Consider the following 24,291-nt stretch of genomic DNA (forward strand, 5'->3'; position numbering starts at 1 on the left):
TCTGTTTTTCGTGATGGGCTACAAAAACTCAAAGAAAAGCTCACTTGTCTAGTCGATTTTCGAGAGTATCTGCTCAAGCGCTTTCCTAAAAAATCAACTATTTTTAAAATTGTCTAGTAGTATATATATTATTATATTCTTCTATACTCATTGCTCGGTAAAGATAATCATAATTAGGATCTTCTTCTGGTGCTTCAAATACTTTAGTAGGTTGTTGTGGTATAAACTTTTTATCTTTATACTTTTCCCATTCTTTAGTATCTTCATAATCTTTATCATATTTTGCATAAGCATGATAGCCCGGAGGATTGTTTGCATCATAGATTTGCTCTGCATCTTCATATTCCTTTTTGGTTGCCTTTGGAGATTTTATATCAATAGGAATACGATAAACATAATAAGTAGGAAGTAAAACTCTATTACCCCATTGATCTTGCATATACTGAGGTCCTGTTGATACAGGTGGTGGACGAGGAACACTTGTTCCTCCACTCAAAGCAGATTCCTTAGCTGCATCCATTGCCATCTGTCTTAATAGCATAGGATCTGTTCTAGTCATACTTTGAGTATTGGCTTGGGTTGGAGTTTGCAATCCTTCCAAATCAATAAGGCCAATAGGGCTATTTCCTGCAAACTCATAAGGAGTGTACCAAGGGAATTTTGCAGTCAATGGATCAACACTCAAGAACTTCCCAACAGCCGCATTATAAATTCTAAATCCATAATCATAGTTATTCTGGAAATCTTTATCCTTCTCCTTGCCGTTATAGCCATAACGATAGTCATTATAAGTCATACCTGACATCTCCAACCCAAAAGCATAGTAGTTAGCATAGCTTTTCAAGGCTACCTGTAAAGTATTTCCACTGCGATAATCGCCTATCACAGCTCGTACGTCACCTAAGTGGTCAGTCAATTCATAGTCTTTCAGACCAAGCTTCCGAGTAAAGATAGTATTGCTAGCAGTGCTGCTAGTTAATGGTTTTAATAATCCCAAACGTCTGGAACCATATAAATAAATCTCTTTCTGTAATGGATTAGAAACTGTAGTGCTGGTAGTACTTACAGCTTCATAAACGGAGAGTACATTACCCTGGTTATCCCGTACATAATAGGTTGTTTTTGCTTCGGTTATCTTGCCCGTATTGTCTCTGGTTTCAGTGGCTTTTACTGTTCGGTTAACAGCTGCGTCATACTGATAGGTGACCTGTGTAACCACAGTCCTTTCTCCTACTTTACGCACACTTTCTACCTTACCTCTGTCTCATGCAAGTTGCAAAATATATAAGGTATATAGTAAAACATTGCTGTTTTATACACCTCACTAAATTATTCCCTACTTTTGACGCTGATAAGCCACCTGTTTATGAGTTCAAAAAAAGAAGCGAATCAATACGATAAAATATTCAAAGAAAACCTCGAATCAGTTACTTTGGCTCTGGTTGAGAAAGTACTTCATATTGAAGTCGCCAATTATGAGAAAGTAACAGTTGACCTACAACGTACTCTGGAACGGAAGCCTGATCAACTCTTGAAAATAACCGATAAACAAGGCCAAACGTTTCTTTTGCACCTCGAGTTTCAACTCGTCGATGAAGCCGATATGGTTTATCGCATGATCGAATACAGGTCTATACTCATGCGAAAATACAAACTGGAAGTTCGCCAGTATGTTTTGTTTCTCTCGGATACGGTGCCTACCATGTCCACCCGTATCGAACAATATGGATTGATATTCTTCTTTGATCTGGTCAGACTTTCGCAGGTAAACTATACGTTATTTCTCTCCTCAGATCAGGCGGATGAAGTCGTTTTTGCCGTGCTAGGTCATTTTGGAAATACAGCACCTCAAGAAGCTGCTCAACAGATTTTGGACCGATTGACCCAGACTTCACCCAATTCACTGGAACTAAACCGGCACTTGCAACAGTTACGGATATTAGCTAATTTGCGTAAACTAACACCTTTTATTGAACTCATGATTGACTCCATTACACAATATATCAAAGAAGAAGATGATTTTCTTTTCAAAAAAGGAGAACAGAAAGGAGAACGCAAAGGAAAAGCAGAAGCTATTCTCAAATTCCTCAAAGATGGCGTTCTCACGACTCAGCAACTAGTCTCCTATTTTGATGTCACTGAAGAGTTTGTGGAAGAACTGAAGAAAAGCCTTCAGCCATAAGCATTCTAGCAGTATTCTCACCCTCTGCCAGCCACTAGATATCGGGTGATGAGGTTAAACGCTGGCACACCGCCCCTAAACCCTATGGCAACGGCTGGAAACAAGTAGGCTACTCTGACTTGATCCTACTAGACGGCTCGCGTCACCAGTTTGTCAAGCATAACAACGACCTGACCATAGATTCTTTCGAGATCACAAACGGAGTAGCAGGCATCAACGCTATCTCCCGCCATTTATGCTATGTAGGCGGACTGGACAAAACCTTTCACAAAGCCCAGGACACCCGCACACCTCAGCAAAGCGAAACGATGCTAACGATCATCCATGAAGTGCTAGCCTATGCGCCTACTATCCAGATCGCCGGACATAACCAATTTGCCAACAAAGCCTGTCCCAGCTTCTTCGTACCTACTTGGCTTAAACAACTAGGCATTCCCGAACATACCATCGAATGGCGTAATCTGTTTAGGTAGGAAAGCTATTTCAGACAAGCCTGGAAGAAGTAAAAATACAAAAGCCGACTTGTATTCCGTCGGCTTTTGCGTTCTCTTTACCGACCGTTACCACTTACAATCACGTGTTTTCATATGGAAGAAATCGTATTTTTTATGCGTTATGTCATAAAATTAACAGACACAGATGCAACCATCTACATACATCTTGTGTCAAGACATAAACAATAGTTCCCTATGAAAATAAAAATAGTTACTATCGTGGCTTTAGCCTTGTACCTATGTGGTTGTAAAAAGGAAAAACAGCCTGAGTATGGTTGTGATAGCCCTGTATTATCGACTGTTAACAATATTTCGGGAGTACTTTATTATGACGAAACCAGCAAGCAGGTTTCCATTGTACCAGAAGGATTTCGTCTGAATGTTTATGAGGTATGTAATCCTGAATATACGCAGGTTGAACAATTGAATTACAAAACAAAGGATAGTATTCCTGTCCTTTTTGATGGTCAATTGAAAGCACTCAAGTTGGATGATCACGTAGGTTCGCTATACATAAATAAACAGGCAATCACTATTCTTTCCATTTCGAAAAAATGACCTCATTCCCTTCAGATGTATTAGTGAAACTAAACAGTTCAGACTATGAAGGCAAGTTCTCTGATTTACTCCCTACCCCATAGAGAAACCAATTTTAAAACAATTGAACGTTCTTATTCGGACGCTTATGTTAAACTGAACTAACTAGAATTGTCTCAGCAGATAAAAAATACCTAAAGTAAGGTATTGACTGATAAAAAACCTTGCCCGTAATTACATCCAAATTTGCCTGCCATTAGGCTTAAAAGGTTACTTTCTGGTTTGCATTTCCCTATATATTCTCATATAGCAGTGTAGTATCTAAACTCTTCAGTAAGGTGGTTGTAAAGGGAGTGCCTGTATTCAATAGTGAGGCACAAGCGTAGAAGAAAAACACTTTCTTAGACAATAAAACTTTATAGGATAAAATAATGAGCTTGAATAAAATCCTAAAGTATCTGCTTTTATTGTCGGCTTTGATTCCGGCAACAGGCTTAGTTCTAATGCGCCTGCCAGGCATTGTCGAAATTTTGAATCACTACAACATCCAAGAGGAAAATGCCTCCATTTCAGACGGAAGAATCACAGAGTTGATCACAATTATTTTAGGGATAATGGGCTATATCGGTTTGATCAAACTTGCCCTGAATTTTGCTGACAAACCAGATAAATCGGTGTTATTCTTTCTCATAGCAGGAGTAGCCTCTTTTGTCCTCTTACTTGGACCATATGAACTATACTGGAAGAGGGTTTTTACCATAGAGCGACCTGGAGAGTGGTTTCTTTTGGTATGGCCCACAATCGTAAGCATTCTATTTATCGTCAGGACAGGTTGGGGTCTTACTCAGAAAAACACTCAAACTAGTGAGTAAGTAAATCAGTCTGTAAATAAAGCTACTTAAAAACAGGAGGTTGTTACTGAAAGCAGACTGTAAGGCAATGCCAGGTAGCCATCCTTGTAGTCGCTGTATGGTTGTCTCTGCAATAGATGCTTTTTTTAGGTGTACAGGGTTCTTTTGATTTAGCACCAATACCAAGTATAGAGTCTTTTTAAAATTGTATTTCTATCCACCTTATTTATTCTGTTTTATTCGTTCTGATCAAAATGAAGAAAGTATCTATAGCCTCTGTGTTACTCATTCTGTGTTCTACCAGCCTTTGGGCACAACTGGCTAGAATAAAAGATAAGGATGGATATGTCAATGTTCGTAGTAAGCCTGATGCAAGCAGTTCTATACTGGAAAAAGCCCTTGAGTCAGATGTATTTTATTGTCATGATCGGAAAGGAGACTGGTATCCTGTAAATATGGAAAGAAAAGAGAAGAGAATTACTGGCTATATACATGCTTCAAGAGTAACCTTTATTGAAACCTTAGATCCGCTTCCTGTAAAGGAAGAGAAAACCAATACGATTGTTCTTCAAAAAGATAGCATCCGGGTTGAGTTGAGCACAAAGCCATTTGTGAAAAGTGCCCATACCATTCAATATCATCCTACTTACAAAGAGAGTGTGATTAGTATTGATCATAAACCCGTATGGGGGGAAGATGGAGATCTGCCTACAGTAGCCTATCGTCAGATTCAAATCAGGATGGGTACTAAGCAAATAGAACTACCCGATAAAGCGCTTGCCAATTTGTTTGAGCCTACTTTGTTTAATACGAAAGTGAATTATGATAAGCAGTTGGATCAGCTCTATATCAGTAGTTTCAATAGTGACGGAGCAGGAGGATATACAGTTGTATGGATCATTAAAGAAGGAAAGTATAGTCATAGAACCATCCTAACCATCGATTGAAAAACACAGAACAATAGCTAGTACTAATCCTGCTATCACCCACCACCTCATTCAACACCATTTGCCCCTGTTCAATGTGCCCAAACAAACATTGCCTGTCCTTCACACAGAAAGGGTGGATACTATTCCTTATCCCAAAGCGAAATACACTCCTGACTAACAGAAAAAAACATAAAAAATGTTGACCCTCAAAAATTAAATGTAAATTAGACACTTCTACAGTTTCACTCGTTTTGTCAGAATCTAAAACCCCTAAACTAATGGAATGGACATTCGACAACATTATTACTACTGAAAAAGAACTCCGGGACATTATGGGATATCCCAACGAGATCGTTACCCGAAAAACAATCCAGTATATCGATGAGCATTGCCGGAGCTTTATTGAACAATCCCCTTTTATTACCATTGCCACCGCTGACCTGAGCAACAATTTTGATGTATCTCCCAAAGGAGATCCTGCAGGTTTTGTAAAAATATTGGACGAGCAAACACTGGCTATCCCAGACAGGCCAGGAAACCGTAAAGCAGATACCCTCACAAACATCATTCAAAATCCGCATATAGGTCTGATCTTTTTAATTCCGGGAATCAGGGAAACATTACGGATCAATGGAGAAGCCAAAATAGTCACAGACCAATGGGTGCTGGAACAGTTATCCTGTGAAGGTAAGCTACCCTCATTTGCCATCATTGTAACTGTCAAAGAAGCCTTCATGCATTGTGCCAAGTGTATGATCCGGTCGAACCTATGGAGAAATCCGGATTATACACAAGAGCATTCGGTCCCCTCACTGGCTAAGGTACTCGTTGACCATGGAAAGCTCGACATCTCCTACGAAGAACTGGATGATCGCATAAAAAAGGATGAGAAAACGAATTTGTATTAACAAGTATACCCCACATGCAGGTTGATAGCTTACTTTCTTCCTCTACAACCTGCATGTGAGGTATGAACCGGCTGATGACTTGTGTTGGACAGGTCAATATCCTTATAACGCATACAACGTATCCTATTCCCATTGTAAAGGGTTTGTGGTAATGTATTCGGCAATCTGCTGGTGGGAACGGGCATTGCGTATGATGTGTTCATAATAATTACGTTGCCATAATTTGCCCGGAAATGAAGGCCAATTTCCTTCTTTCACACCCCGGATATATTCGTTGGTGGTCATGGTTTAAAACCATTGAATTACCCGATGTAGGGGCGAACCTGCGTGCCTGTCACGACATGGGCGTGATTCCCCGGATTGTTGCAGACCGCGTTTGTGATACTCCGACAATGTAGGGGCATCCCCTTGCGGGTGCCCGTGTTTGGCACAAACCCAGTCTGGAATTAATCCGAAATCATGTCTGATAAACCTAATCATTCATGTATGGAAACCGGGCAGGGGCAAGCCCTGCCCCTACATGGGTTCGGTATAATCCCAGACCTTCGGCAAGGAACCAGGGCGACCTGCCAACCTGTCACGACTTGGCGTGATCGCCCCTACGATATCCGATTATCACAAATGCGGTCTGCGGGAAACAGGGCGCACACTACGCCAGCTCGTGGCAAGCTCCGGTGCACCCTACATTACCTGTATTTTCGATAATACAATGAAAATGATTGGGCATAATAATATATTCTCCCAATTGAATATCCTTAAATTTTTGAGATAATTCCTGATACCATTTTTCAATCATCCTTCCCGCCTCATTCAACACCATTTGCCTCTGTTCAATCTGATGGTGTTACCAATTCAATGCATTTGGCTCAGCCAGAAACAGATCGTCCAGATCCGGGTCTACATTTCTCAGAATACCCCGACGGTGGTATCGTTGCATTTCCTTCCATACAGTAGGATGTGCCTCGGTTTGAATTCCCTCCCGCATGAGTTGTAACTTACCGGCAGAGGCCCCGGCATTTCGTTTATGTACATACTGATACAACCGGGCTTTGTAATTTTCGAAAGCGCTGCGTCGGGATTTTCGTAAAAACTCACGTTCATTCAGCCTAAGCACTGTATTGATTGTATATTCAGCCTTCTGGTGTTCGGGAGTGCCAGCAGGTGCGGTGATGACAAACTGAAAAGTAGAAATCAGATCCAGCATACAATAGGCAAAGGGATCTTCTATGCGGGGGTTAATAAGAGCATCATCCCCGGCAGGCGGTTCTGCAGCCTGTTGGCCACGTGGCGGATTTACTTCTACAAATTGCCCATCTGAGTGACGAAATACAGCAAACTTATTGTTTTTAGGACCATTGCAATTTCCACAGGCATAGACATAGTTTGTCCAGCTAAAGCATACCCCCGGATATAAGTCCTTAGGACGAATGTGCTCTACCTCATCTCCTACCGAATCTTCACAATAGACACAACGCCGTGCACCTGAACACATATCGGATAGTTTTACCTTGATGGCATCAAATACGGTGTTTCCTATTTTATTCCGGCTACCAAAGACCGCTTTGGCTTTCTCACTTCTTTCTGTAAATGTAGTCAGTCTATCAATCTCATCCTGATACTCCTGCAGTTTGGCAAGTATATGTGATGCAGGAGCTATCGTATTAGGAAGTTTTATCATAGGGTTTCTGTTGGAAAAATAGCTTTCAGATCCTGTAATTCTTTCTTTTCTGAAGCTGAGATAGTACCCATTACCGACTTTATATTTAAGGCTGCCAATTGGTTTATCTTTTCTGTAGACTGTGCAGAAATAGATACATTCTCTCCAAATACCTCCGTACCATACGCATCCAGCACATTGCCATAAATCAATCGATCCCGTTGAATGCCTGTTACAGGACCCGATTCATTGTCACTACCCGGAGCTGCCAGTCGCCAGATGCTTCCTTTTTCAGCTGCCCTACATACCAGCGGGCTATGTGAGGTAACAATAAACTGTAACTTGGGAAAATATTTCGTAAACCACTGCCCGATGCGGGTTTGCCAGGTTGGGTGCAGATGGGCATCTACTTCATCAATGAGCACTACTCCGGGCAGGTTGATAATCATCCTATCTTCCCGGATATCTTTGAATACTTTATCCTCCCCATATACTCGTACCATTTGCCGGATTAGCTCAAGTGTCAGACTGAGAATAGACCGGTATCCATCACTCATCTGCATAACCGAAATCTCAGCACCATTTCCATCTTTGAATACAACGCCGTCTGAACTAATGCGGAGTAAGCTGGTATTGTGCGGTAAAAAATCAGTAGAATTAATCAGACGTTTCAAATCTTCAAGCCAGTCCCGATAGGAAGCATTGTTTGCCCGCTGTTCCAGCATTTTATAATTGACAGTAACCAGCCATCGGGTGGCCTCTGTAAGCGCCACATCTTCACCAAACAAACTCAGATGGGAAGCTAATCGGGCATACCCTGGGTTCTCGAATACCTTCTCCATTTCGGTTGAGCCTCCTGAAAACCGTCGAAAAGGGCCATATCCGGCAGAAAACCAACCTTCCTTCCCTTTCCAGAGAGCAGCAGGCACCTGATTTTGTACACCTGTGGTTGTATCAAAAAACACATTACCCTCCGGATCTCTCCTGAAATTGAGTTGTAATGTAAAACTCTTGCCTATACCAGATGTACTATCCTGACTATCAATCCCCTCTTCTGGTTCAATACCTAGTTCTACACTCCCATTGTCTTCCTTCCAGGTGATCCAGTTATTCCAGTTAGGTTTGATTCCCAGTATTTCTTCGGGACCTACCAGGCCTAACGCAATAGAGCGAATGATACTTGACTTTCCGGCACCATTGTCTCCAATAAGCACATGCCAGCCGGCAGGGTTCTCAAACTCCATTTCAAAGCGCTGAATGGATCGGATGTTTTTGATACTTACTTTTTGTATGTACATGTGCTTTAAAATTCAGGTTGAGCTGCTGCTGAAAGAATATTCTAGGATAAAATAATGATCTATTCGTACTAATCTCGTCTCGTACTAGTCAGGAGACGCAAAATTAGCTACTTTACATACTTTCGAAAGGCCGAAATGATTTGAAAGATGAAAAAAGAGATAATTATACGATGTAACCCATCTAGTAAGGACAAACCAAAATTCATATCCAAGTGCCAAGGAATCACCTTAGATGGCTCAGGAAAGATTTGTTTTAATGAACGGGTAGGATTAAATAACTGAGCCCAAACTGTGCTGCAATGTGTGAAGGCATTCCAGGTAGCCCAAAGATCGTCCGACGAAGTAGCAGGAAACCAACTTAACTCCTTTGTTGCTGCAATCACTATAAAGAACCAAAACAGAGTAGTAAGTACTAATGCCCATCCTAATGGCTTGACCCAATTCAAACCAAAGTCATTTGTCTGACCTAACCACAAAATTAGGCGGTCGTTATTCCACCATCCTTTGTGTTTTAGAATAAGGTAGTCTTTAAATACTTGTAATTCTCTTGCTTGAAATTCCAACGCCTGAATGCGGTCTCCCTGTTTTTCAGAAGCTTGCTTGAGCTGTCTATAAACTTCTCGTTTGCTTTGTAGATTCTTTATACTTTTAATATTTGGTGTATCATGGAGAGATGTAGAAAGTTGGTTATCATTGAACCAGTCTATGCCTAAGGTAGCTATCTCACTAAAAATTGAATTAATAATTTTGAGGTCTGTAAAGCTTCTGAAAGAGAAATCATACAGTTGGGCTTTTCCAAGGTTTGAGTTAATTAAGTTAAGTTGAGAGCTGTTTCCTGAAATGGCCTTACAAGAAGAGATAATTAGATTACCATAGTTAGTAAAGCTATTGAAGTCTATTCTTGCAAAATCGCAATCATTAAAGACAATGTTCCCTTTATGATTATCATTCTTGATAACAAGGTGGTCGATTTGGCATTGTTTTACCTGAAATGTTCCTACTAACCCTTGTGAACATATTATAGTAATCTTTTTAACTGATTGATTAGCACCCTTTACACTTAAAGCAGTTCCAAATTGAGTATTATCAATGTATATATTTTTTAATGGATTACTGACTTTGTGAAAGTCGTAAATCAATGATCTTTTAAAGTTATCGTTGTAGACAGTTAGATTTTCGACAAGTACAACATTCTTTATATTTACATCATCTTTGTATTCCCCATTATTAAAGATAATAGAATTAAGGCTTCCATTAGATATTTGAATATCCTTATCAAACCCAGATTCAATAAAAGATATACTATCCGCATCATTATGCCATAATCTAACGCCTGATGAAACTTTCGATTTTCGAAATTCAATATATCTTATTCTATTATCGTCAATATCAAGCTTTTTATTAACTGTAACCTCATCAAATAAGATACTTCCTTCTCTACATTTCAGCCTTTCAAAAATTAAATGCTCAACTTTTGTTTGCTCAGTAAAAGTTATTCCTCTAGCTAAACTGCTATCAAAAATTTTTATAGAACTATTTATTTTACAAGCTTGAAAGATAAGATTGTGGCTATCAATTAAATGATCTGGAGGAGGTCCTACAGCTGTAACATTGTCAAATTTAATTTCGCCTTGAAATTCACAATTTATAAATTTAATACCAGCTCCAAGTCCAACTGATCTAAATTCCACATCTTTAGCAAACATGACATTTTCAATTATTACATAATGAAAATTCCTTACAATGCCAAAGATAATTGGCTGAGAAATTTCTACATCCTTTATTGAAACTATCTGATTGGAAGTAGAGCCATTAAAATATCCTAAAAAAGCTCCTGGTGTTATATTAGTTCTACTCATGAATGTATTAGTTTCTGTATATTAGAACAACCGCAATTGCTCTGTTTCAAATAATGTAGCTTTTTCTTCTCCCAACAATTCGGCTTCTTCCATTATGTCCGGATTGGTAAATGCGTCCCGAAGTACGGTTTGCATTAACTGCTCAGCTTGCTGCTGACTGGTAGTGATTTGTGCTTCGAGTTGGGTGCACAAAGTCATCAGAGATTCTACTTTTTCAACAATGCGGTTTTGTTCAGCAAAAGGTGGGAGAGGAATTAGCAAACTGTACATCTGCTCTCTTGAAATATTTTTCATTGAGTCACTTGTTCCTGTTGCGACTTCCTTATAATATTCTCTTGCTATAGAAGAATTGTTCAATAGATTTATGTAATGTTTATCTACTTTGCTACTAAAGAGAAAGCGGATAGATTTATCACTTAAAAGTACATTTAAGGAAACTTTACCAACTACTACACTTTTGCCAACAAGATCTTCTGTATTTGCTCTTGAAATTAAATAATCTCCTTCATGGATTTGATATGCCAAAGTTGGCTGTGTATTACGTAATAACGCCTTATTTTCTTTCTCATTAAAAGCATCCCAAGATATAGCGCTGACTTTTATAACACCCCATTCCGGATACTCAGCTGGATATTTCTCACATGTAAAACTTTTTCCAGATTCAGATTTTAATGTAACATCTCCTAACCTACACCACACCCAACCTTGAGGCAGCTCGAAGGGGATTTCTTCGGGGGTGATGGGTGGTAAGGGCTTTTCTTTCTTGAGCTTGCCTTCGCGTATGAGTTGCTCTTTTTCAGCACGAATGCGTTTTAGTAACTCTGAAGCAGGTTCATCGGCAGGGTCTTGGGGTACGAGTTTACCTTGTACGGCCTCCCGCAAAATAGCTTGCCGAAGCTGAGTTAGTAATTCTGATTGAAGTTTAAGTTCAGATTGTAAAGTATCATATTTGGTTTCAAAAGACTTAATTTTCTTAATGATCTCCTGTTGTTCTTCCCTAGATGGAAATGGTATATCGATGTCAAAAAATTGTTCTGGATGAATACGTTTTGATCCTGTTCCTTTCGCTAATCCCTCTAAAGATTTATAAAAATCACCCTGTTTTAAGAAATAAAAAATCCATTCACTTAAACAATCTTCATGAATATCAAACGTAGGGATATCTGAACTACTTTCAAAGCCGTCCAATTCAGAGGGAATAATACCAAAAGCCCCTTTAAATAGATTTTGCTTTCCATAAATAAATTGACCAGCTCTTCTTATATAATATTTTGTCCCTCCTTCTATTCCATTTTCAAATGGTCTTTTCTCCACTCCTTTTACATTTAATTTCACGGTGATTCTCTTGTCTGGATCGGGACTATCTGATGGTACTTTACTTTCTGTAAGTATCTTTCTTATCTTAATTTTCTGCCAAGTCATTTATTATGATAATTTTAAAAAGAGTAAGTATACTTTATCTTCTAGTATTTTCTAACTAAGATAGTTCTAAACGTAACTGTGTCAATATTTTCTCACTCCTCTCAAACGAATCATGCAGCTTATTCAGCAACTCACGACTAGTATACGTCTGTTCTTCTTCTGTCACCTTTGGATTCTTGATATCCAGGTTATAATTCCGCTTTTTAATATCCTCTACACTCACTCGCCAAGCATATTCATTTTCTACCCGATTATTCCACCAGGCTTTTTCCAAATCAAATTCCTTAATATTCAGTGGACGCGTTTTGCTATAGCTTTTTACTCCTTCCGGATAAGGATGCTCAAAATACCAGATCTCTTTGGTAGGTTCGCCTTTCTGAAAGAATAGCAGATTGGTTTTAATCCCTGTATAGGGAGCAAACACGCCATTAGGCAAGCGTACAATTGTATGCAGATTACACTTCTCTAGTAGCATTTCCTTAATACGCGTAGCCACACCTTCCCCAAACAAGAAGCCATCAGGCAATACGACACCAGCCCGGCCTTTGTCTTTTAGCAAGTGAACGATCAGGTATAGGAACAGATTGGCTGTTTCACGGGTACGAAAATTCTGCGGAAAGTTGGCTTCTACACCATCTTCTTCCATTCCTCCAAAGGGAGGGTTACTGAGAATGACATCGACACGGTCTTTGTTACTCCATTCGGTATAGGCTCTGGAAAGCAGGTTGTCATGCCGAATACCGGGTAGCTCAATGCCGTGCAAAATGAGGTTGGTAGTTGCTAGCATATGAGGCAAAGGCTTTTTCTCTACTCCTTTAATACTATTTTGCAGCATTTCGCGATCTTCCAGGCTCTGGATACCATCAGTAGTACGGATATGTTCAATGGTATTGACCAAAAATCCAGCTGTACCACAAGCCGGATCAAGCACTGTTTCACCCAGGTGTGGTTTACCATCTCTACCACAAATTGAGTAGCTGCCCGAGGGGTATAGTACTCCCCTGCATTCCCTGCCGATTGCAGGTCGCGCAGTATTTGTTCGTAAATATCATTAAACAAGTGCCGCTCTTCAGTAGTAGTCAGGTCAATTCCTTTGTTAATCTCATTGACCACCTGTCGGATCAGCGTACCAGACTTCATGTAGTTGTAGCTATCCTCAAACACCAACCGGATAATCTGCGCATGGTCTTTAGGTCCGCGAACAGGCAACTCTTTCAGCGTTGGAAACAACTCATTATTAATAAACCGCAGCATAGCCTCTCCTGTAATGCCCTCTTCATCCGCTGCCCAGTTACTCCACCGTAAGGGTTCAGGAATAGGTGACTGGTAGTTATCTTCCAGAATTTCGTAATCCTTTTCTTTGTCGTCAAATATTTTCAGAAACAGCATCCAGACCAGCTGTGAAATCCGCTGCGCATCCCCATCCACGCCCGCATCCTTGCGCATGATGTTCTGAATGGTTTTTATAGTACCGGAGAGGTTAGACATATTAAAGAGATTTATTTAAAGCAATTTTTGCAATTTTTTCTTCTTCAGGAAACATAAACGCTTTATTTATATTTATCTTATCAAGGTATTGCCTCACCTGGGTTTCTAAGTTCTTATGTACATTATAGCAGGTTATTTTTTTTAGGTCCCAATCGTTATTGGGACCTAAAAACATTTCCTCTAAAGGTTTATCAGAAGAATTATTAAACATAAAGCACCCTTTCTGAGCAATTATATTTAAGTTATGTTGATTATATATCACTTCAAAATCAGGAATTTCTTCAATAAGAAATTTTTGTCCTCCTTCCAGATATCCAGGCATATAAAATAATTTTAAGCTACTAAAATAACTATAATCAAGCATTTCTATCTTGGAAGTGACAGAACTATGATTAGGGTTTAAATTTTTATATTTTTTTATAATTGCATCAATGTCTGAAGTACTTTTATTTATATGAGCGATTAGATTGGGAATATTTAGGTGTGATTTTCCCAAGTCAATCATATAAACTGATACATATTTTTCAAGTCCATCCTCTTGGTCATCATAAGAAGAACTTAGGCCATCGAAAGCAAAAAACAATGCACTATTAAACCTGTGACTCCAATCTAGAATAGGAGTTCCAGCACCATAGTGTTGAAGAAATCCTAAAATTGACAAGTCATATGCTTTATGATTAAAAGCACTATAGAAGTTCTCTAAAAGATTATTTTGGTATGATTTTGCAAAATCAATTTGCTTTTTTATGAACTCATCAATGTTGCTATACTTACTTGAAAGGCTGTTTTTAACCCAGTATCGTTGGGATGATGTATATAATTTGTATTTGGCCGCATGCATTCCTCTGAAAATAGGTATGGTTTTACGCTTCGCATGTCTTTCCTGATCCTTGATAATAATTTTTTGAATAGCTTCAGAGTCTGAATCCGTTGGGAGAATGTTATAATCTACCTCTTCTTCTGGGGCGGAAACATCTTCAATAGAGATTTCTTTACTATCTTCATAGTACTGATCTATAATCTGTTTAAGACTTTCCCAATCATCTATCTGATATGAGACAAAATATTCTTTTTTTTCTGATAAGGTTTTGTATTCGGGTAAATTCATTCGACTTATGCATTTAGTTGATATAATTCTTTTTCTAACTCTTTAATAACCTGTAAGTACTTCTCCTTACTTCCAAACACCTTAATAATCTCCAAAGGCGTTCCCATTTTATTAAACGGGTCCAGATTCAGTACTTTCGTATCTTCAATAGTCTCCACCCCTTCATCGGCATACTTCTCCAGTAATGCTTCAATCACTTGACGAGCTTTTTCGCCGTATTTGGTAAAGTAGTTACGCTTCTTTACGTTATTGGCCCGGTCACGACGAGTTAGTGGAGGCATGTCATAGGCGGCATGGCAAATCAAGTCAAACAGATCCAGCTCACGGCCTATGGCATTCTGTAGTTGCTCAACTGGAATGCCTTTTTCAGTGAGTTCTTCAATAATAGCTTTTTTACGTTCTGCGGTATTCCACTTGCTTAAAAACTCATCCAGACTCTTGTATTCGCTTTTAATCGTGTTTGCAGTATAGTCTTTCAGACTCGAAGTAACCGGCTTGCCCTGGTAGTCGAAAAACATCTCCCGTTCCATGAGTACCGATACATCCACATTATTAACATACACCTTTCGTCCGGGACTTTGTACAATAGTCCCAGCCATCCGAATGGAAACAGGCTTAATTTCCCTTTCAATGTCTTCTGGTTCGCCATCTATCTCATCCTCCAGCACATCTGTTATATCATCCCCTTCACCTAGCTCTTTCACCCGAATAGGATCGCCATCAAACTGTGGATCAGCAAACAGGTCAGTTACATTCCGGAAGTCCAGAATCGTAAAATACAGCTTTCCAAACTCCTCATTGATCCGTGTCCCCCGCCCAATGATCTGCTTAAACTCCGTCATCGACTGGATGTTGCTGTCCAGTACAATAATCTTACAGGTCTGCGCATCTACACCCGTTGTCATCAGCTTGGATGTAGTGGCAATTACCGGATAGCGTTCTTCCGGGTTAATGAAGTTATCCAGCTCCCGTTTGCCTTCTTCATTGTCCCCTGTAATCTGCATTACATATTTATAGTTCTCCTTCACCAGATCCGCATTATGACGTGCCAGCGCACTTCGCATACGTTCGGCATGGTCAATGTCCACACAGAATACAATCGTCTTACTATAGCGGTCTGTAACCTTCATAAACTCTGCCACCTTCCGGGCTACCAGATCCGTCCGTTCGTCAATCACCAGGTTCTTTTCAAAGTCCTTGCGGTTATAGATCCGGTCTTCTACTAGTAAGCCATACTTATCCCGCTTGCCTTTCTCAGGTCGGTACCCGTCTAAGTCTACATTGAGTCCAATACGCACCACATTATAAGGAGCCAGGAAACCATCGTCAATACCCTGCTTCAGTGAGTAGGTATAGATAGGATCACCAAAATATTCACTGGAAGAAGCTTCTGTCGTTTCTTTCGGGGTAGCAGTCAGACCAATATGGGTAGCCTTTTTAAAGTAATTCAGAATCTCCCGCCAGGCACTGTCTTCATTGGCACTACCTCTATGACACTCATCAATAATCACCAGATCAAAGAAATCAGGGGAGAACTGTTTATAGGTATTCTTTTCTTCTTCACTACTGGATAAGCCTTGGTACAATGCAAAATACAATTCATACGACTTATCTACCTTTCGGTTCACTACCGTAGTCTTTACATTCTTAAAGTAGTCAAATGTCTTATCTGCCTGATACACCAGAATTTTTCGGTCGGCTAGAAACAGGATTCGTTTCTTTACTCCGGCCTTCCAGAGGCGGTATACAATCTGAAAGGCAGTAAGCGTTTTGCCTGTTCCTGTTGCCATAACCAGCATAATACGGTTTTGCTTTTTGGCAATAGCCTCAATGGTTCGGTTAATGGCAATCTGCTGATAGTACCGTGGACGTTTACCTGATATGTCGGTATAATAGTCTTGTAAAACAATCCGTTCAGCTTCCTCAGTAGAGATTCCTTTGTATTGTTTGTATTTTTCCCAAAGCACCTGAGGTGAAGGAAAATTATCAAGATCTATCTCGGTTTCCAGATCTTCGCCTGTAGCTGTACGATCATGCCACAAAAAACTATCACCATTACTGCTGAATACACAGGGAATATCCAGAATCTGGGCATACTCAATAGCTTGCTGTAACCCAGCCCGAACCGTGTGTTTATTGTCTTTCGCCTCAACAATAGCAACGGGAATATTTGATTTATAATAGAGTATATAATCAGCTCTTTTCTGTTTACCACGACCTACCATCTTACCACGAATCAGGATACGTCCATCTGTAAAGCTAACTTCTTCCAATACTTGTGTCTGTATATCCCACCCTGCTTTTCGGATAGCAGGGGTGATAAACTTGGTACAGATGTCCCGTTCTGAGAGGTCTTTTTTCGAAATCATACTCTCTTTCTTACAGAGTAAAACAAGCTAAATAGAGGCGTTACTTTAAGAATGCAATATCAAAGATAATGACCTCACATACAATACCCGGAAGCAGGTATATTTCTCTATCTATTATACAAAAATTCAATAAATCATACATATAAGAAAAGGGTCTGATAGTATTAGGTTTGTACTGAGACAGAAATGACTGACTTTCAAACGCATAACTTCACAAAAACCTTACATGAACACTAACTAAATTCTACAATAATTACCAGCTTTTGTATAGGATATGCGATAAAATGATTCGATAATCGAAGGGAGATATACACTAAACTGTCAAAACAGAAAAGTAAGCTGAGAACTTAAAATGCCATGTATACATGTTTAATGGCTATAGTTAACTTGATAGAAACGTATAAGCCAACATAGTATCACTCCTCCTACAAACAATCCGTTTGCTAACATTGATCCCTTGTTAACCTGATAAGAAGGCTTCATAACCCCAATAAATGAGTTGATGAAAAGAAGCAAATATCCCAGTAGAAAAAGATTCAGACCTAAAACAAACCACCATCCATCACGAGCAGGCCGCCTATAATTTAAAACAGGAATAGCTAGGATAATCGCTATCAGAGATAGTACATAAAACAAAGCCTGCAGAATAAAGCCCCACCAGAAGGCACTTTTCACATAGGTGGAGAGTAGCTTCATGAATTCACAAAAAGAGTAGAATACAAAAATGAAGATTTTTTACAACGTTACCTCTCCCGTCACTTCCCATATTAAACCTACTCATTACACTCTGGCGCGAATTTTTATCCTTTTCTTTCATTTCTCGCTTACTACGTTTTGTAGGTCATTCCACAGTACACATACTATACACAAAATAGCTCAGGCATATAAGGGGCCTGTTCCGATGAAGAACTATCCACATTTACAAATTGACCAGTCCAATTGTGACAAAGAACCTATTCACATCATTGGCACCATTCAGGCCCATGGATTTTTGCTGGTTCTGGATACCGAGCGTAAGACAATCGCTCAGGTAAGCGAAAATATACATCTGCTTACAGGGATCGCGGCTGAACAGTGTCTGAACATGTCCTATGAGAAGCTATTGCCTAAAGAAGTGCTTGCGGAGATCAGCTCATTCGGTGAAGCTTCGGCAGCACAAGAAATGGTAGCCTCTCCTTTTCCAGTAGTCATACAGGAAAAGCACTACATAGCGTTGCTGCATGATCTGAAAGATAAACTGCTGCTGGAATTAGAGCCTACCCATCATCACTCCCTTACCCAGCTTACCCAACTGAATGCTCACCAGGCAGCTACTTTTCAGCAGCTAAGCCAAAAAAATACGATTAACGAACTCTCCCTGGTAGCCGCCGAGCGAATTCAGCAATTGTTTGATTACGACAGGGTAATGATCTATCAGTTTGACGAGGACTGGCATGGACATGTGGTGGCAGAGAAAGTAAAGCCAGGAGTAAAGTCGTATTTCAATCATCATTTTCCGGCCAGTGATATCCCCGAACAAGCACGCGCCATGCTCAGAAAGAAAGGTATCCGGCAGATTGTAGATGTAGCCGCAGAAAGTGTTCCCCTTATACCCTATTTGCATCCACGTACAGGCAAGCCTACCAATGTCAGCAGTACCGAACTGCGAAACCCTTCTGAAATTCACCTGGAGTACTTACAGAATATGGAGGTAGGAGCCACTGTATCCATTGCGATCCTGGTGAAAGGCAATCTGTGGGGCCTCATATGCGGTCATCACCAATCGCCCTGTCTGATTGACTACTACCAGCGCACTACGGCCAACCTGATTACCCAGTACTATGCCTCCTGCATTCTCTCAGCTAAAGAGAAGGACGATAAGGAACTGGACCAGACCTATAAACAGGTGGAAAAGACACTTATACAGAAGATGGAGGAAAGCCTGAACATTAAGAAAAGTTTATTTGTAAAACCTGTTACTTTACTTGATTTGTCCTCTGCTACAGGAGCAGCCCTGGTGCTGAATGGCAAAATAACGACGCTGGGAAAATGTCCCGGTCAGGCTGCCATCCGAAAGCTGGTTCAGTGGGCGAGTGAGCAGACATTGCCACAGGTGTACCATACACAGGAGTTATATAAAGTGTATCCTCCTGCTTTTGGGTTTAAACAGGTAGCCAGTGGCTTGCTATTGCTGGAGCTATCCAGACACAATCAGGAATATATTCTGTATTTTAAACCAGAGATCAAGGAGACCATCACCTGGGCAGGTAACCCCGATAAGTCGTTACAGATGGATTCAGAACAAAGGCTGCATCCGAGAAAGTCGTTTGCCAAATGGGAACAGGCCATTGAGGGCAAATCGGCTGTCTGGAGTGAACTGGAGATTGAACGGATTCGCTCGCTGGGTAAAACGGTCGTGAGTATTCAGCTTACCTGCCAGGCCGAAAAACTTCGTGACCTCAATACGCAACTGGAGGGTAAGAATGCACAGATGGAAGACTTTACACATATTGCCTCCCATAATCTGATTGCCCCCTTAAACAACATCCAGGGACTGCTCGGGCTGTATCACCACCAGGAAGATTTTGACACGGCTCAACTGGTGCTGGACAAAATTGCTCTGGTTTCTGGTCATATGAAACAAACGCTACAGGAACTGCACCAGTTACTCAAAGTGAATCAGAGTAAAGAACTTTCGTTTGAGCTTATTGACCTGCCAGAACTTATCCGGCGGGAAATGGCAAACCTTTCCAGCCATATAGAACAAACAGGCGCACAGATTCACCCACAGCTTGCAGTTGAGTCTCTACGCTATCCAAAGGTGTATATGGAAAGTATTCTTCATAACTTCCTTTCCAATGCCCTTAAATACCGTTCCCCGGAAAGAACACCCTACATCAAAATTACGTCCTGGCAGGCAGACGGTAATGTGCTGCTTGAGATCGAGGATAATGGTATGGGGATAGACCTGGAAAAATACGGACACAAGCTCTTTGGCCTCTACAAGACGTTTCATGCCCATGCCGACTCACGAGGTATAGGCTTATATCTGGTAAGAAAACAGGTAGAATCGCTGGGAGGAAGCATTCACGTAGACAGTCAAGTAGATGTAGGTACCCGCTTTACCGTTCGCTTTCCACTAGTAGGACAAGAAGATACCAGCCGACCTCCTGAATCAATAGAGGGTATGGCTAGGGAAGGTAGTCACTAAACTCTCTCTTCTGTCCTTCTGAAAGAAACTTGTGACAAATAGAGCCTTGTCTGGGTTCTGAGAGAAAAATAATTTATTTCCAGTCGGAAAGATCGCCGGTCTTGTCACAGGATTCTTTCAGAAGGACAGGGAGGAATGAGTGTTTTTTTTAGTTGACAGTATATAGAACAGACGTTCGAACCAGTGCCTTCCTATTCGAACCAGTGCCTTTTCCCTAAAACCCTAGATTGAAAAAGTTATCGGACACGATAAGGCTTTAGACTTCCTGTTGAATAAGAGCAGGGCAAATACTACCTTTGCTGGTTTTTATTTACGAGCTAACGACAGAAACTGTATACTAACTACACAGGTTACCTGCCTCGACATCAACAAGACTGCCCCAATCACATTTTAAACCCATATCCCAATGTTGCGATTTTGTTTATCGCTTTTACTGCTTACCCATGTACAATTCTGTTTTGCACAGAACGAACTTACCGATGCAGGCATATGCCTGAAAAACCAGAAACCCGGAGTCAGTGCACAATCCATCAAAACAGATACCGTTTTCGAACACATCCTGGCTCCCATCAACAAATATGAAGAACTCAATCTTTTCCTGGTAGAATGTCCAAAAATTAAGACCTGTCTGGCCTATGAAGATGAGCAAGGCATTCGCTACATTCTGTACAATAAAAGTTTTCTTTCCAGAACTTTTGCAGGCAATAAAGTAGACTGGAATGCATTAGGTATACTGTCCTATGAAATCGGGCGCTACTTGAGCAATCAGCCACTACATAAACAATCGGCTCCGTTAGAGGTATTGCGACAATATGAATGGGCCGCAGATGCCTATGTTGGTTTACTTTTAGAAAAACAGGGAGCCACAGAGGAACAAGCGCTATTCTATTTAACGAAAATGTCTCATCCGGATTGCAAGGATGAGATGCAGTCTGAACATGCCTGTTTAGAAACAAGAAAAAAATCTGTTCTGGAAGGGTATACCGAAGCAAAGGGACAAATTGTAAGTACCACAAGTCAGAATGCAAGTGTGCACTATGTCAAAGGCGCTATCTCCCATTTGGCGCAACACTATCAAAATGCCATTAGCCACTACACACAGGCTATCAGTCTCGATGCCGGTTATAAAGGTATATATAATGATCGCGGACTTGCCTATGAAACCTTACACCGTTACGAGGAAGCCATTGCCGATTACACCAAGGCCATCAACATAGATCCAGCTAAGGCTGAATACTATTTCAATCGCGGAAATACCTATACCCAATTAAAACGTTATCAGGAATCTATTGCCGACTTCACTCAGGCAATTACACTCAAGCCTGACTATGTGGAAGCCTATAATAACAGAGCAAGCCTGTACAATGAGTTAGAACATCCTCAGGAGGCTATGACAGATATCTCAAAGGCCATCGGGATCAAGCCAGATTTTGCGGAAGCATATGTCAATCGAGGGAATGCCTACAATAAGTTAGGACGCTATCAGGAAGCATTGGCTGATCTGACAAAAGCTATCCAGCTCAAGCCAAACATTGCCGAAGCCTATTCAAACCTCGGACGTACACATTTTTATTTGCAACACACCCAGGAAGCCATTGCAAACTATACCAAAGCCATTCAGCTTAAACCCGATTATCTGGCAGCCTACATCAATCGCGGGACTATATTTACCCAATCGAAACGCTATCAGGAGGCGATACCTGATCTCACAAAAGCGATTCAGCTTGATCCCACTATGGCAGTAGTATACTTCACCAGAGGAATGGCCTATTATCAATTACGCCACGCTCAGGAGGCCATTGCTGATTTTACAAAGGCCATTCAGCTTAAGCCGGATTATACAGATGCCTATGCTAATCGGGGATATCTGTACAGTGAGTTGCGACAATACCAGGAAGCTATTACAGACTATACCAAAGTGATTCAACTTAAACCTGATCTGTCGGAAGCCTACTTTAGTCGGGGAAACATGTACATTAAATTTCAACGTTATCAGAATGCGTAGAAGACTTTACAAAAACCATTCAACTCAAGCCTGAGTATACAGATGCGTATTTAAACCGAGGGCTTATATATAACATATTGCAACGATATCCGGAGGCGCTGGCAGATCTGACAAAGGTGATTCAACTTAAGCCAGATTACGCCAATGCCTATGTAAGTCGTGGGAACGTATACCTCAAATCACAACGCTATCAGGAAGCGGTAGAGGACTATACCCAAATGATTAAACTCAAACCTGATGATTCAGAATCGTATTTTAAACGAGGGGTTGCACTCAGTAATCTGCGAAAGTATCAGGAAGCACTTGCAGACTATACCAAAGTGACCACACTCAAACCTAATTTTGCAGACACGTATTATAACATAGGAGTCATTAAAGAAACCCTCAAACAAGATGCCTGTCCAGACTATGCGAAAGCATGCTCTTTGGGCTATAAAGAAGCTTGTAACTTATGCAAGCCCACTTCCAAAAAGTAAAGTAGTCCTGGTAATCAGGGCTACTTTTTATTTCCGTCGTTGGTGTTATCACCAATGACCACTTTCCCACCATTCAAGATAGATCCTAACGGACATTCGAACCAGCGTCTTTCTACTCGAACAAGTACCAAAAGTGAAGTAGTAAAGATGCTTCCCAATGGACAAAGTACTTTCAACATTAGCCAGCAACCAGGCATTGGTGAAGGATTTGACGTACTGTCTTTCGGTTAGTCAAAGCTCTATCATACACGATATATTCTTTTCCTGAGAGCTTCTCCATCATGCAGGGTACAAGTGCTGGCGTGGCATAATTCTAGTAGAAATTCTATGGAAAAAAATCAGTTGGCTTGTAGCAGCAATAAAGCACATCAAACAAAACAATTCTGATAATCAGACAGTTTAAAGTAAAGCGCTTGTTGTTCAACGCTCAGTTTTCCATTTTTAACCTTAAATTTTTCAACTATGAACACGCCCACATTAGCATTGGGAGCACGCTTATCCGCTGTAAAACTTAAAGATCAGTCGGGACAAGAAATTGGCAAAGTCATCGAATGGTTGATGGATGTGGAAGAAGGTAAAGTAGTCTGTGTAATAGCAGAGTTCGATCAGGGATCGTATGCCTTACCCTGGACAATGATGAAAGCAGACTTACAGTCAGGCGGTTATGTAATTGACACTGATAAGGTAAAAAGCTACAATGTACAAGTAGACCGAAATGCACTTGGTGACCTGGTGAGCGATAAAAACTTTCTGAATCAGTTATATCAGACGTATCAGCTACCAACGTACTGGAAGGACAATGCCTCTACCGGTCAGGGTACACAGGCTAATTCTACAGCTCCTCTTACACCAGGTCAAGCTCCTAACGAAACGGCAAAGGAAGGAGAAGGTAAAGGCTATGGAGGATAATACATGTATAAGAGGTTGTTTAAATTAGTAGTAAAGAAGGGAAAAGGCTAGATTTTGTAGCGAGATGAGAGCATTTTGAGGGACGTAGCCAGTGGCCTTATCGTGTCCCATATCTTTTTTGGAAACAAAGAAAGTTTCTGGCACAAGTGTCCATCGGTGCCCATTATGAAAGCAGCGGACGCTCAATGCTATCACTTAAGAAAGTTTGTTTCTTTTTTTCATATTTCTTTATTGTTCTTCTGAAAGAATTCTCTCTCTTCCTGTCCTTCTGAAAGAATCTTGTGACAAGACCGGCGATCTTTCCGACTGGAAATAAATTATTTTTCTCTCAGAACCCAGACAAGGCTCTATTTGTCACAAGTTTCTTCCAGAAGGACAAGGAGGAAAGCTGAGCTTTTCGGAAGAACAGGAAGAGAGTTTTTTTCATTCTTCTCCAGGTTGATTATAATACCAACTTGCCTGAGGGGAAACAGCTCGTTGGTGAGAACACCAACGACGGAAATAAATGCGTGACACGCTGCCAATCAGCACACCTTTGTCTTCTTAGAAGGTTCATCCCTCTCTGTCTTTCTGAAAGAATCCTGTGACAAATAGAGCGATGTTTGTTCT

20 protein-coding genes and 1 pseudogene are annotated in these 24,291 nt (G+C 40.6%); 11 read left to right on the plus strand and 10 right to left on the minus strand.

Annotated features, from left to right (window positions below; translation table 11 throughout):
* Window positions 1–103: 103 nt before the first annotated feature.
* On the minus strand, window positions 104–1,243 hold the full coding sequence (locus QNI22_RS33100) for an RHS repeat-associated core domain-containing protein (RefSeq protein ID WP_314517725.1): 1,140 nt from the start codon (window positions 1,241–1,243) through the stop codon (window positions 104–106).
* 123 nt (window positions 1,244–1,366) lie between these two features.
* On the opposite strand from QNI22_RS33100, the gene QNI22_RS33105 reads away from it, so the two are divergent.
* The 6 genes from QNI22_RS33105 (at window position 1,367) to QNI22_RS33130 (ending at window position 5,901) form a co-directional block, all read left to right on the plus strand.
* Complete coding sequence (locus tag QNI22_RS33105) at window positions 1,367–2,182, plus strand: RpnC/YadD family protein (protein ID WP_314517727.1); 816 nt, start codon at window positions 1,367–1,369, stop codon at window positions 2,180–2,182.
* A 119-nt stretch (window positions 2,183–2,301) separates the two neighbouring features.
* Entirely contained in the window at window positions 2,302–2,655 is a 354-nt protein-coding gene (locus QNI22_RS33110; protein ID WP_314517729.1) for a peptidoglycan recognition protein family protein, read from the plus strand.
* Between the two features lie 216 nt (window positions 2,656–2,871).
* Window positions 2,872–3,234 (plus strand): hypothetical protein, encoded by a 363-nt coding sequence (locus QNI22_RS33115; RefSeq protein ID WP_314517732.1) that lies wholly within the window; start codon window positions 2,872–2,874, stop codon window positions 3,232–3,234.
* Between the two features lie 416 nt (window positions 3,235–3,650).
* Entirely contained in the window at window positions 3,651–4,085 is a 435-nt protein-coding gene (locus QNI22_RS33120; RefSeq protein ID WP_314517733.1) for a hypothetical protein, read from the plus strand.
* Between the two features lie 233 nt (window positions 4,086–4,318).
* The gene (locus tag QNI22_RS33125; RefSeq protein ID WP_314517737.1) at window positions 4,319–5,011 is read left to right on the plus strand and encodes an SH3 domain-containing protein; all 693 of its coding nucleotides are present in this window, start codon (window positions 4,319–4,321) and stop codon (window positions 5,009–5,011) included.
* A gap of 260 nt (window positions 5,012–5,271) precedes the next feature.
* Window positions 5,272–5,901: an MSMEG_1061 family FMN-dependent PPOX-type flavoprotein gene (locus QNI22_RS33130; RefSeq protein ID WP_314517739.1), complete on the plus strand. Its 630-nt coding sequence runs from the start codon at window positions 5,272–5,274 to the stop codon at window positions 5,899–5,901.
* A gap of 123 nt (window positions 5,902–6,024) precedes the next feature.
* Here QNI22_RS33130 and QNI22_RS33135 read toward each other — a convergent pair whose 3' ends face one another.
* From QNI22_RS33135 to QNI22_RS33180, 9 genes and pseudogenes are all read right to left on the minus strand, one after another.
* Window positions 6,025–6,186 (minus strand): transposase, encoded by a 162-nt coding sequence (locus QNI22_RS33135; protein ID WP_314517740.1) that lies wholly within the window; start codon window positions 6,184–6,186, stop codon window positions 6,025–6,027.
* A 559-nt stretch (window positions 6,187–6,745) separates the two neighbouring features.
* Window positions 6,746–7,579 carry an HNH endonuclease family protein gene (locus QNI22_RS33140; protein ID WP_314517743.1) on the minus strand — a complete coding sequence of 278 codons (834 nt, stop codon included), beginning with the start codon at window positions 7,577–7,579 and terminating at the stop codon, window positions 6,746–6,748.
* Window positions 7,576–8,856, minus strand: a complete 1,281-nt coding sequence (locus QNI22_RS33145; protein ID WP_314517747.1) for an AAA family ATPase — start codon at window positions 8,854–8,856, stop codon at window positions 7,576–7,578. The genes QNI22_RS33140 and QNI22_RS33145 overlap by 4 nt, the downstream gene beginning before the upstream one ends.
* Window positions 8,857–8,963: 107 nt before the next feature.
* Window positions 8,964–10,715 carry a hypothetical protein gene (locus QNI22_RS33150; protein ID WP_314517750.1) on the minus strand — a complete coding sequence of 584 codons (1,752 nt, stop codon included), beginning with the start codon at window positions 10,713–10,715 and terminating at the stop codon, window positions 8,964–8,966.
* A 21-nt stretch (window positions 10,716–10,736) separates the two neighbouring features.
* Window positions 10,737–12,137: a restriction endonuclease subunit S gene (locus QNI22_RS33155; RefSeq protein ID WP_314517752.1), complete on the minus strand. Its 1,401-nt coding sequence runs from the start codon at window positions 12,135–12,137 to the stop codon at window positions 10,737–10,739.
* A 55-nt stretch (window positions 12,138–12,192) separates the two neighbouring features.
* Window positions 12,193–13,625: pseudogene (locus tag QNI22_RS40405) on the minus strand (N-6 DNA methylase).
* A 1-nt stretch (window position 13,626) separates the two neighbouring features.
* Window positions 13,627–14,733 (minus strand): FRG domain-containing protein, encoded by a 1,107-nt coding sequence (locus tag QNI22_RS33170; protein WP_314517758.1) that lies wholly within the window; start codon window positions 14,731–14,733, stop codon window positions 13,627–13,629.
* 5 nt (window positions 14,734–14,738) lie between these two features.
* Window positions 14,739–17,102: an EcoAI/FtnUII family type I restriction enzme subunit R gene (gene hsdR / locus QNI22_RS33175; protein ID WP_314517760.1), complete on the minus strand. Its 2,364-nt coding sequence runs from the start codon at window positions 17,100–17,102 to the stop codon at window positions 14,739–14,741.
* 369 nt (window positions 17,103–17,471) lie between these two features.
* Window positions 17,472–17,798 (minus strand): hypothetical protein, encoded by a 327-nt coding sequence (locus QNI22_RS33180; protein WP_314517762.1) that lies wholly within the window; start codon window positions 17,796–17,798, stop codon window positions 17,472–17,474.
* 28 nt (window positions 17,799–17,826) lie between these two features.
* Here QNI22_RS33180 and QNI22_RS33185 point away from each other — a divergent pair, with 28 nt between their 5' ends.
* From QNI22_RS33185 to QNI22_RS33205, 5 genes are all read left to right on the plus strand, one after another.
* Window positions 17,827–20,292 carry an ATP-binding protein gene (locus tag QNI22_RS33185; protein WP_314517764.1) on the plus strand — a complete coding sequence of 822 codons (2,466 nt, stop codon included), beginning with the start codon at window positions 17,827–17,829 and terminating at the stop codon, window positions 20,290–20,292.
* 406 nt (window positions 20,293–20,698) lie between these two features.
* Complete coding sequence (locus tag QNI22_RS33190) at window positions 20,699–22,297, plus strand: tetratricopeptide repeat protein (RefSeq protein ID WP_314517768.1); 1,599 nt, start codon at window positions 20,699–20,701, stop codon at window positions 22,295–22,297.
* A 17-nt stretch (window positions 22,298–22,314) separates the two neighbouring features.
* The gene (locus QNI22_RS33195; protein ID WP_314518058.1) at window positions 22,315–22,773 is read left to right on the plus strand and encodes a tetratricopeptide repeat protein; all 459 of its coding nucleotides are present in this window, start codon (window positions 22,315–22,317) and stop codon (window positions 22,771–22,773) included.
* A gap of 54 nt (window positions 22,774–22,827) precedes the next feature.
* Window positions 22,828–23,004, plus strand: coding sequence for a hypothetical protein (locus QNI22_RS33200; RefSeq protein WP_314517770.1), 177 nt, complete (start codon window positions 22,828–22,830; stop codon window positions 23,002–23,004).
* Window positions 23,005–23,235: 231 nt separating this feature from the next.
* Window positions 23,236–23,682: a PRC-barrel domain-containing protein gene (locus QNI22_RS33205; protein WP_314517772.1), complete on the plus strand. Its 447-nt coding sequence runs from the start codon at window positions 23,236–23,238 to the stop codon at window positions 23,680–23,682.
* Window positions 23,683–24,291: the final 609 nt, after the last annotated feature.

The sequence above is a fragment of the Xanthocytophaga agilis genome, from assembly GCF_030068605.1.
Lineage (GTDB): Bacteria > Bacteroidota > Bacteroidia > Cytophagales > 172606-1 > Xanthocytophaga > Xanthocytophaga agilis.

Coding starts and splice junctions, on each gene's coding strand:
- QNI22_RS33180 (WP_314517762.1), bottom strand. CDS start 17,798: ATGAAGCTACTCTCCACCTATGTGAAAAGTGCCTTCTGGTGGGGCTTT.
- QNI22_RS33105 (WP_314517727.1), top strand. CDS start 1,367: ATGAGTTCAAAAAAAGAAGCGAATCAATACGATAAAATATTCAAAGAA.
- hsdR (WP_314517760.1), bottom strand. CDS start 17,102: ATGATTTCGAAAAAAGACCTCTCAGAACGGGACATCTGTACCAAGTTT.
- QNI22_RS33130 (WP_314517739.1), top strand. CDS start 5,272: ATGGAATGGACATTCGACAACATTATTACTACTGAAAAAGAACTCCGG.
- QNI22_RS33190 (WP_314517768.1), top strand. CDS start 20,699: ATGTTGCGATTTTGTTTATCGCTTTTACTGCTTACCCATGTACAATTC.
- QNI22_RS33125 (WP_314517737.1), top strand. CDS start 4,319: ATGAAGAAAGTATCTATAGCCTCTGTGTTACTCATTCTGTGTTCTACC.
- QNI22_RS33150 (WP_314517750.1), bottom strand. CDS start 10,715: ATGAGTAGAACTAATATAACACCAGGAGCTTTTTTAGGATATTTTAAT.
- QNI22_RS33145 (WP_314517747.1), bottom strand. CDS start 8,856: ATGTACATACAAAAAGTAAGTATCAAAAACATCCGATCCATTCAGCGC.
- QNI22_RS33205 (WP_314517772.1), top strand. CDS start 23,236: ATGAACACGCCCACATTAGCATTGGGAGCACGCTTATCCGCTGTAAAA.
- QNI22_RS33185 (WP_314517764.1), top strand. CDS start 17,827: ATGAAGATTTTTTACAACGTTACCTCTCCCGTCACTTCCCATATTAAA.
- QNI22_RS33115 (WP_314517732.1), top strand. CDS start 2,872: ATGAAAATAAAAATAGTTACTATCGTGGCTTTAGCCTTGTACCTATGT.
- QNI22_RS33200 (WP_314517770.1), top strand. CDS start 22,828: ATGACCACTTTCCCACCATTCAAGATAGATCCTAACGGACATTCGAAC.
- QNI22_RS33155 (WP_314517752.1), bottom strand. CDS start 12,137: ATGACTTGGCAGAAAATTAAGATAAGAAAGATACTTACAGAAAGTAAA.
- QNI22_RS33170 (WP_314517758.1), bottom strand. CDS start 14,733: ATGAATTTACCCGAATACAAAACCTTATCAGAAAAAAAAGAATATTTT.
- QNI22_RS33135 (WP_314517740.1), bottom strand. CDS start 6,186: ATGACCACCAACGAATATATCCGGGGTGTGAAAGAAGGAAATTGGCCT.
- QNI22_RS33140 (WP_314517743.1), bottom strand. CDS start 7,579: ATGATAAAACTTCCTAATACGATAGCTCCTGCATCACATATACTTGCC.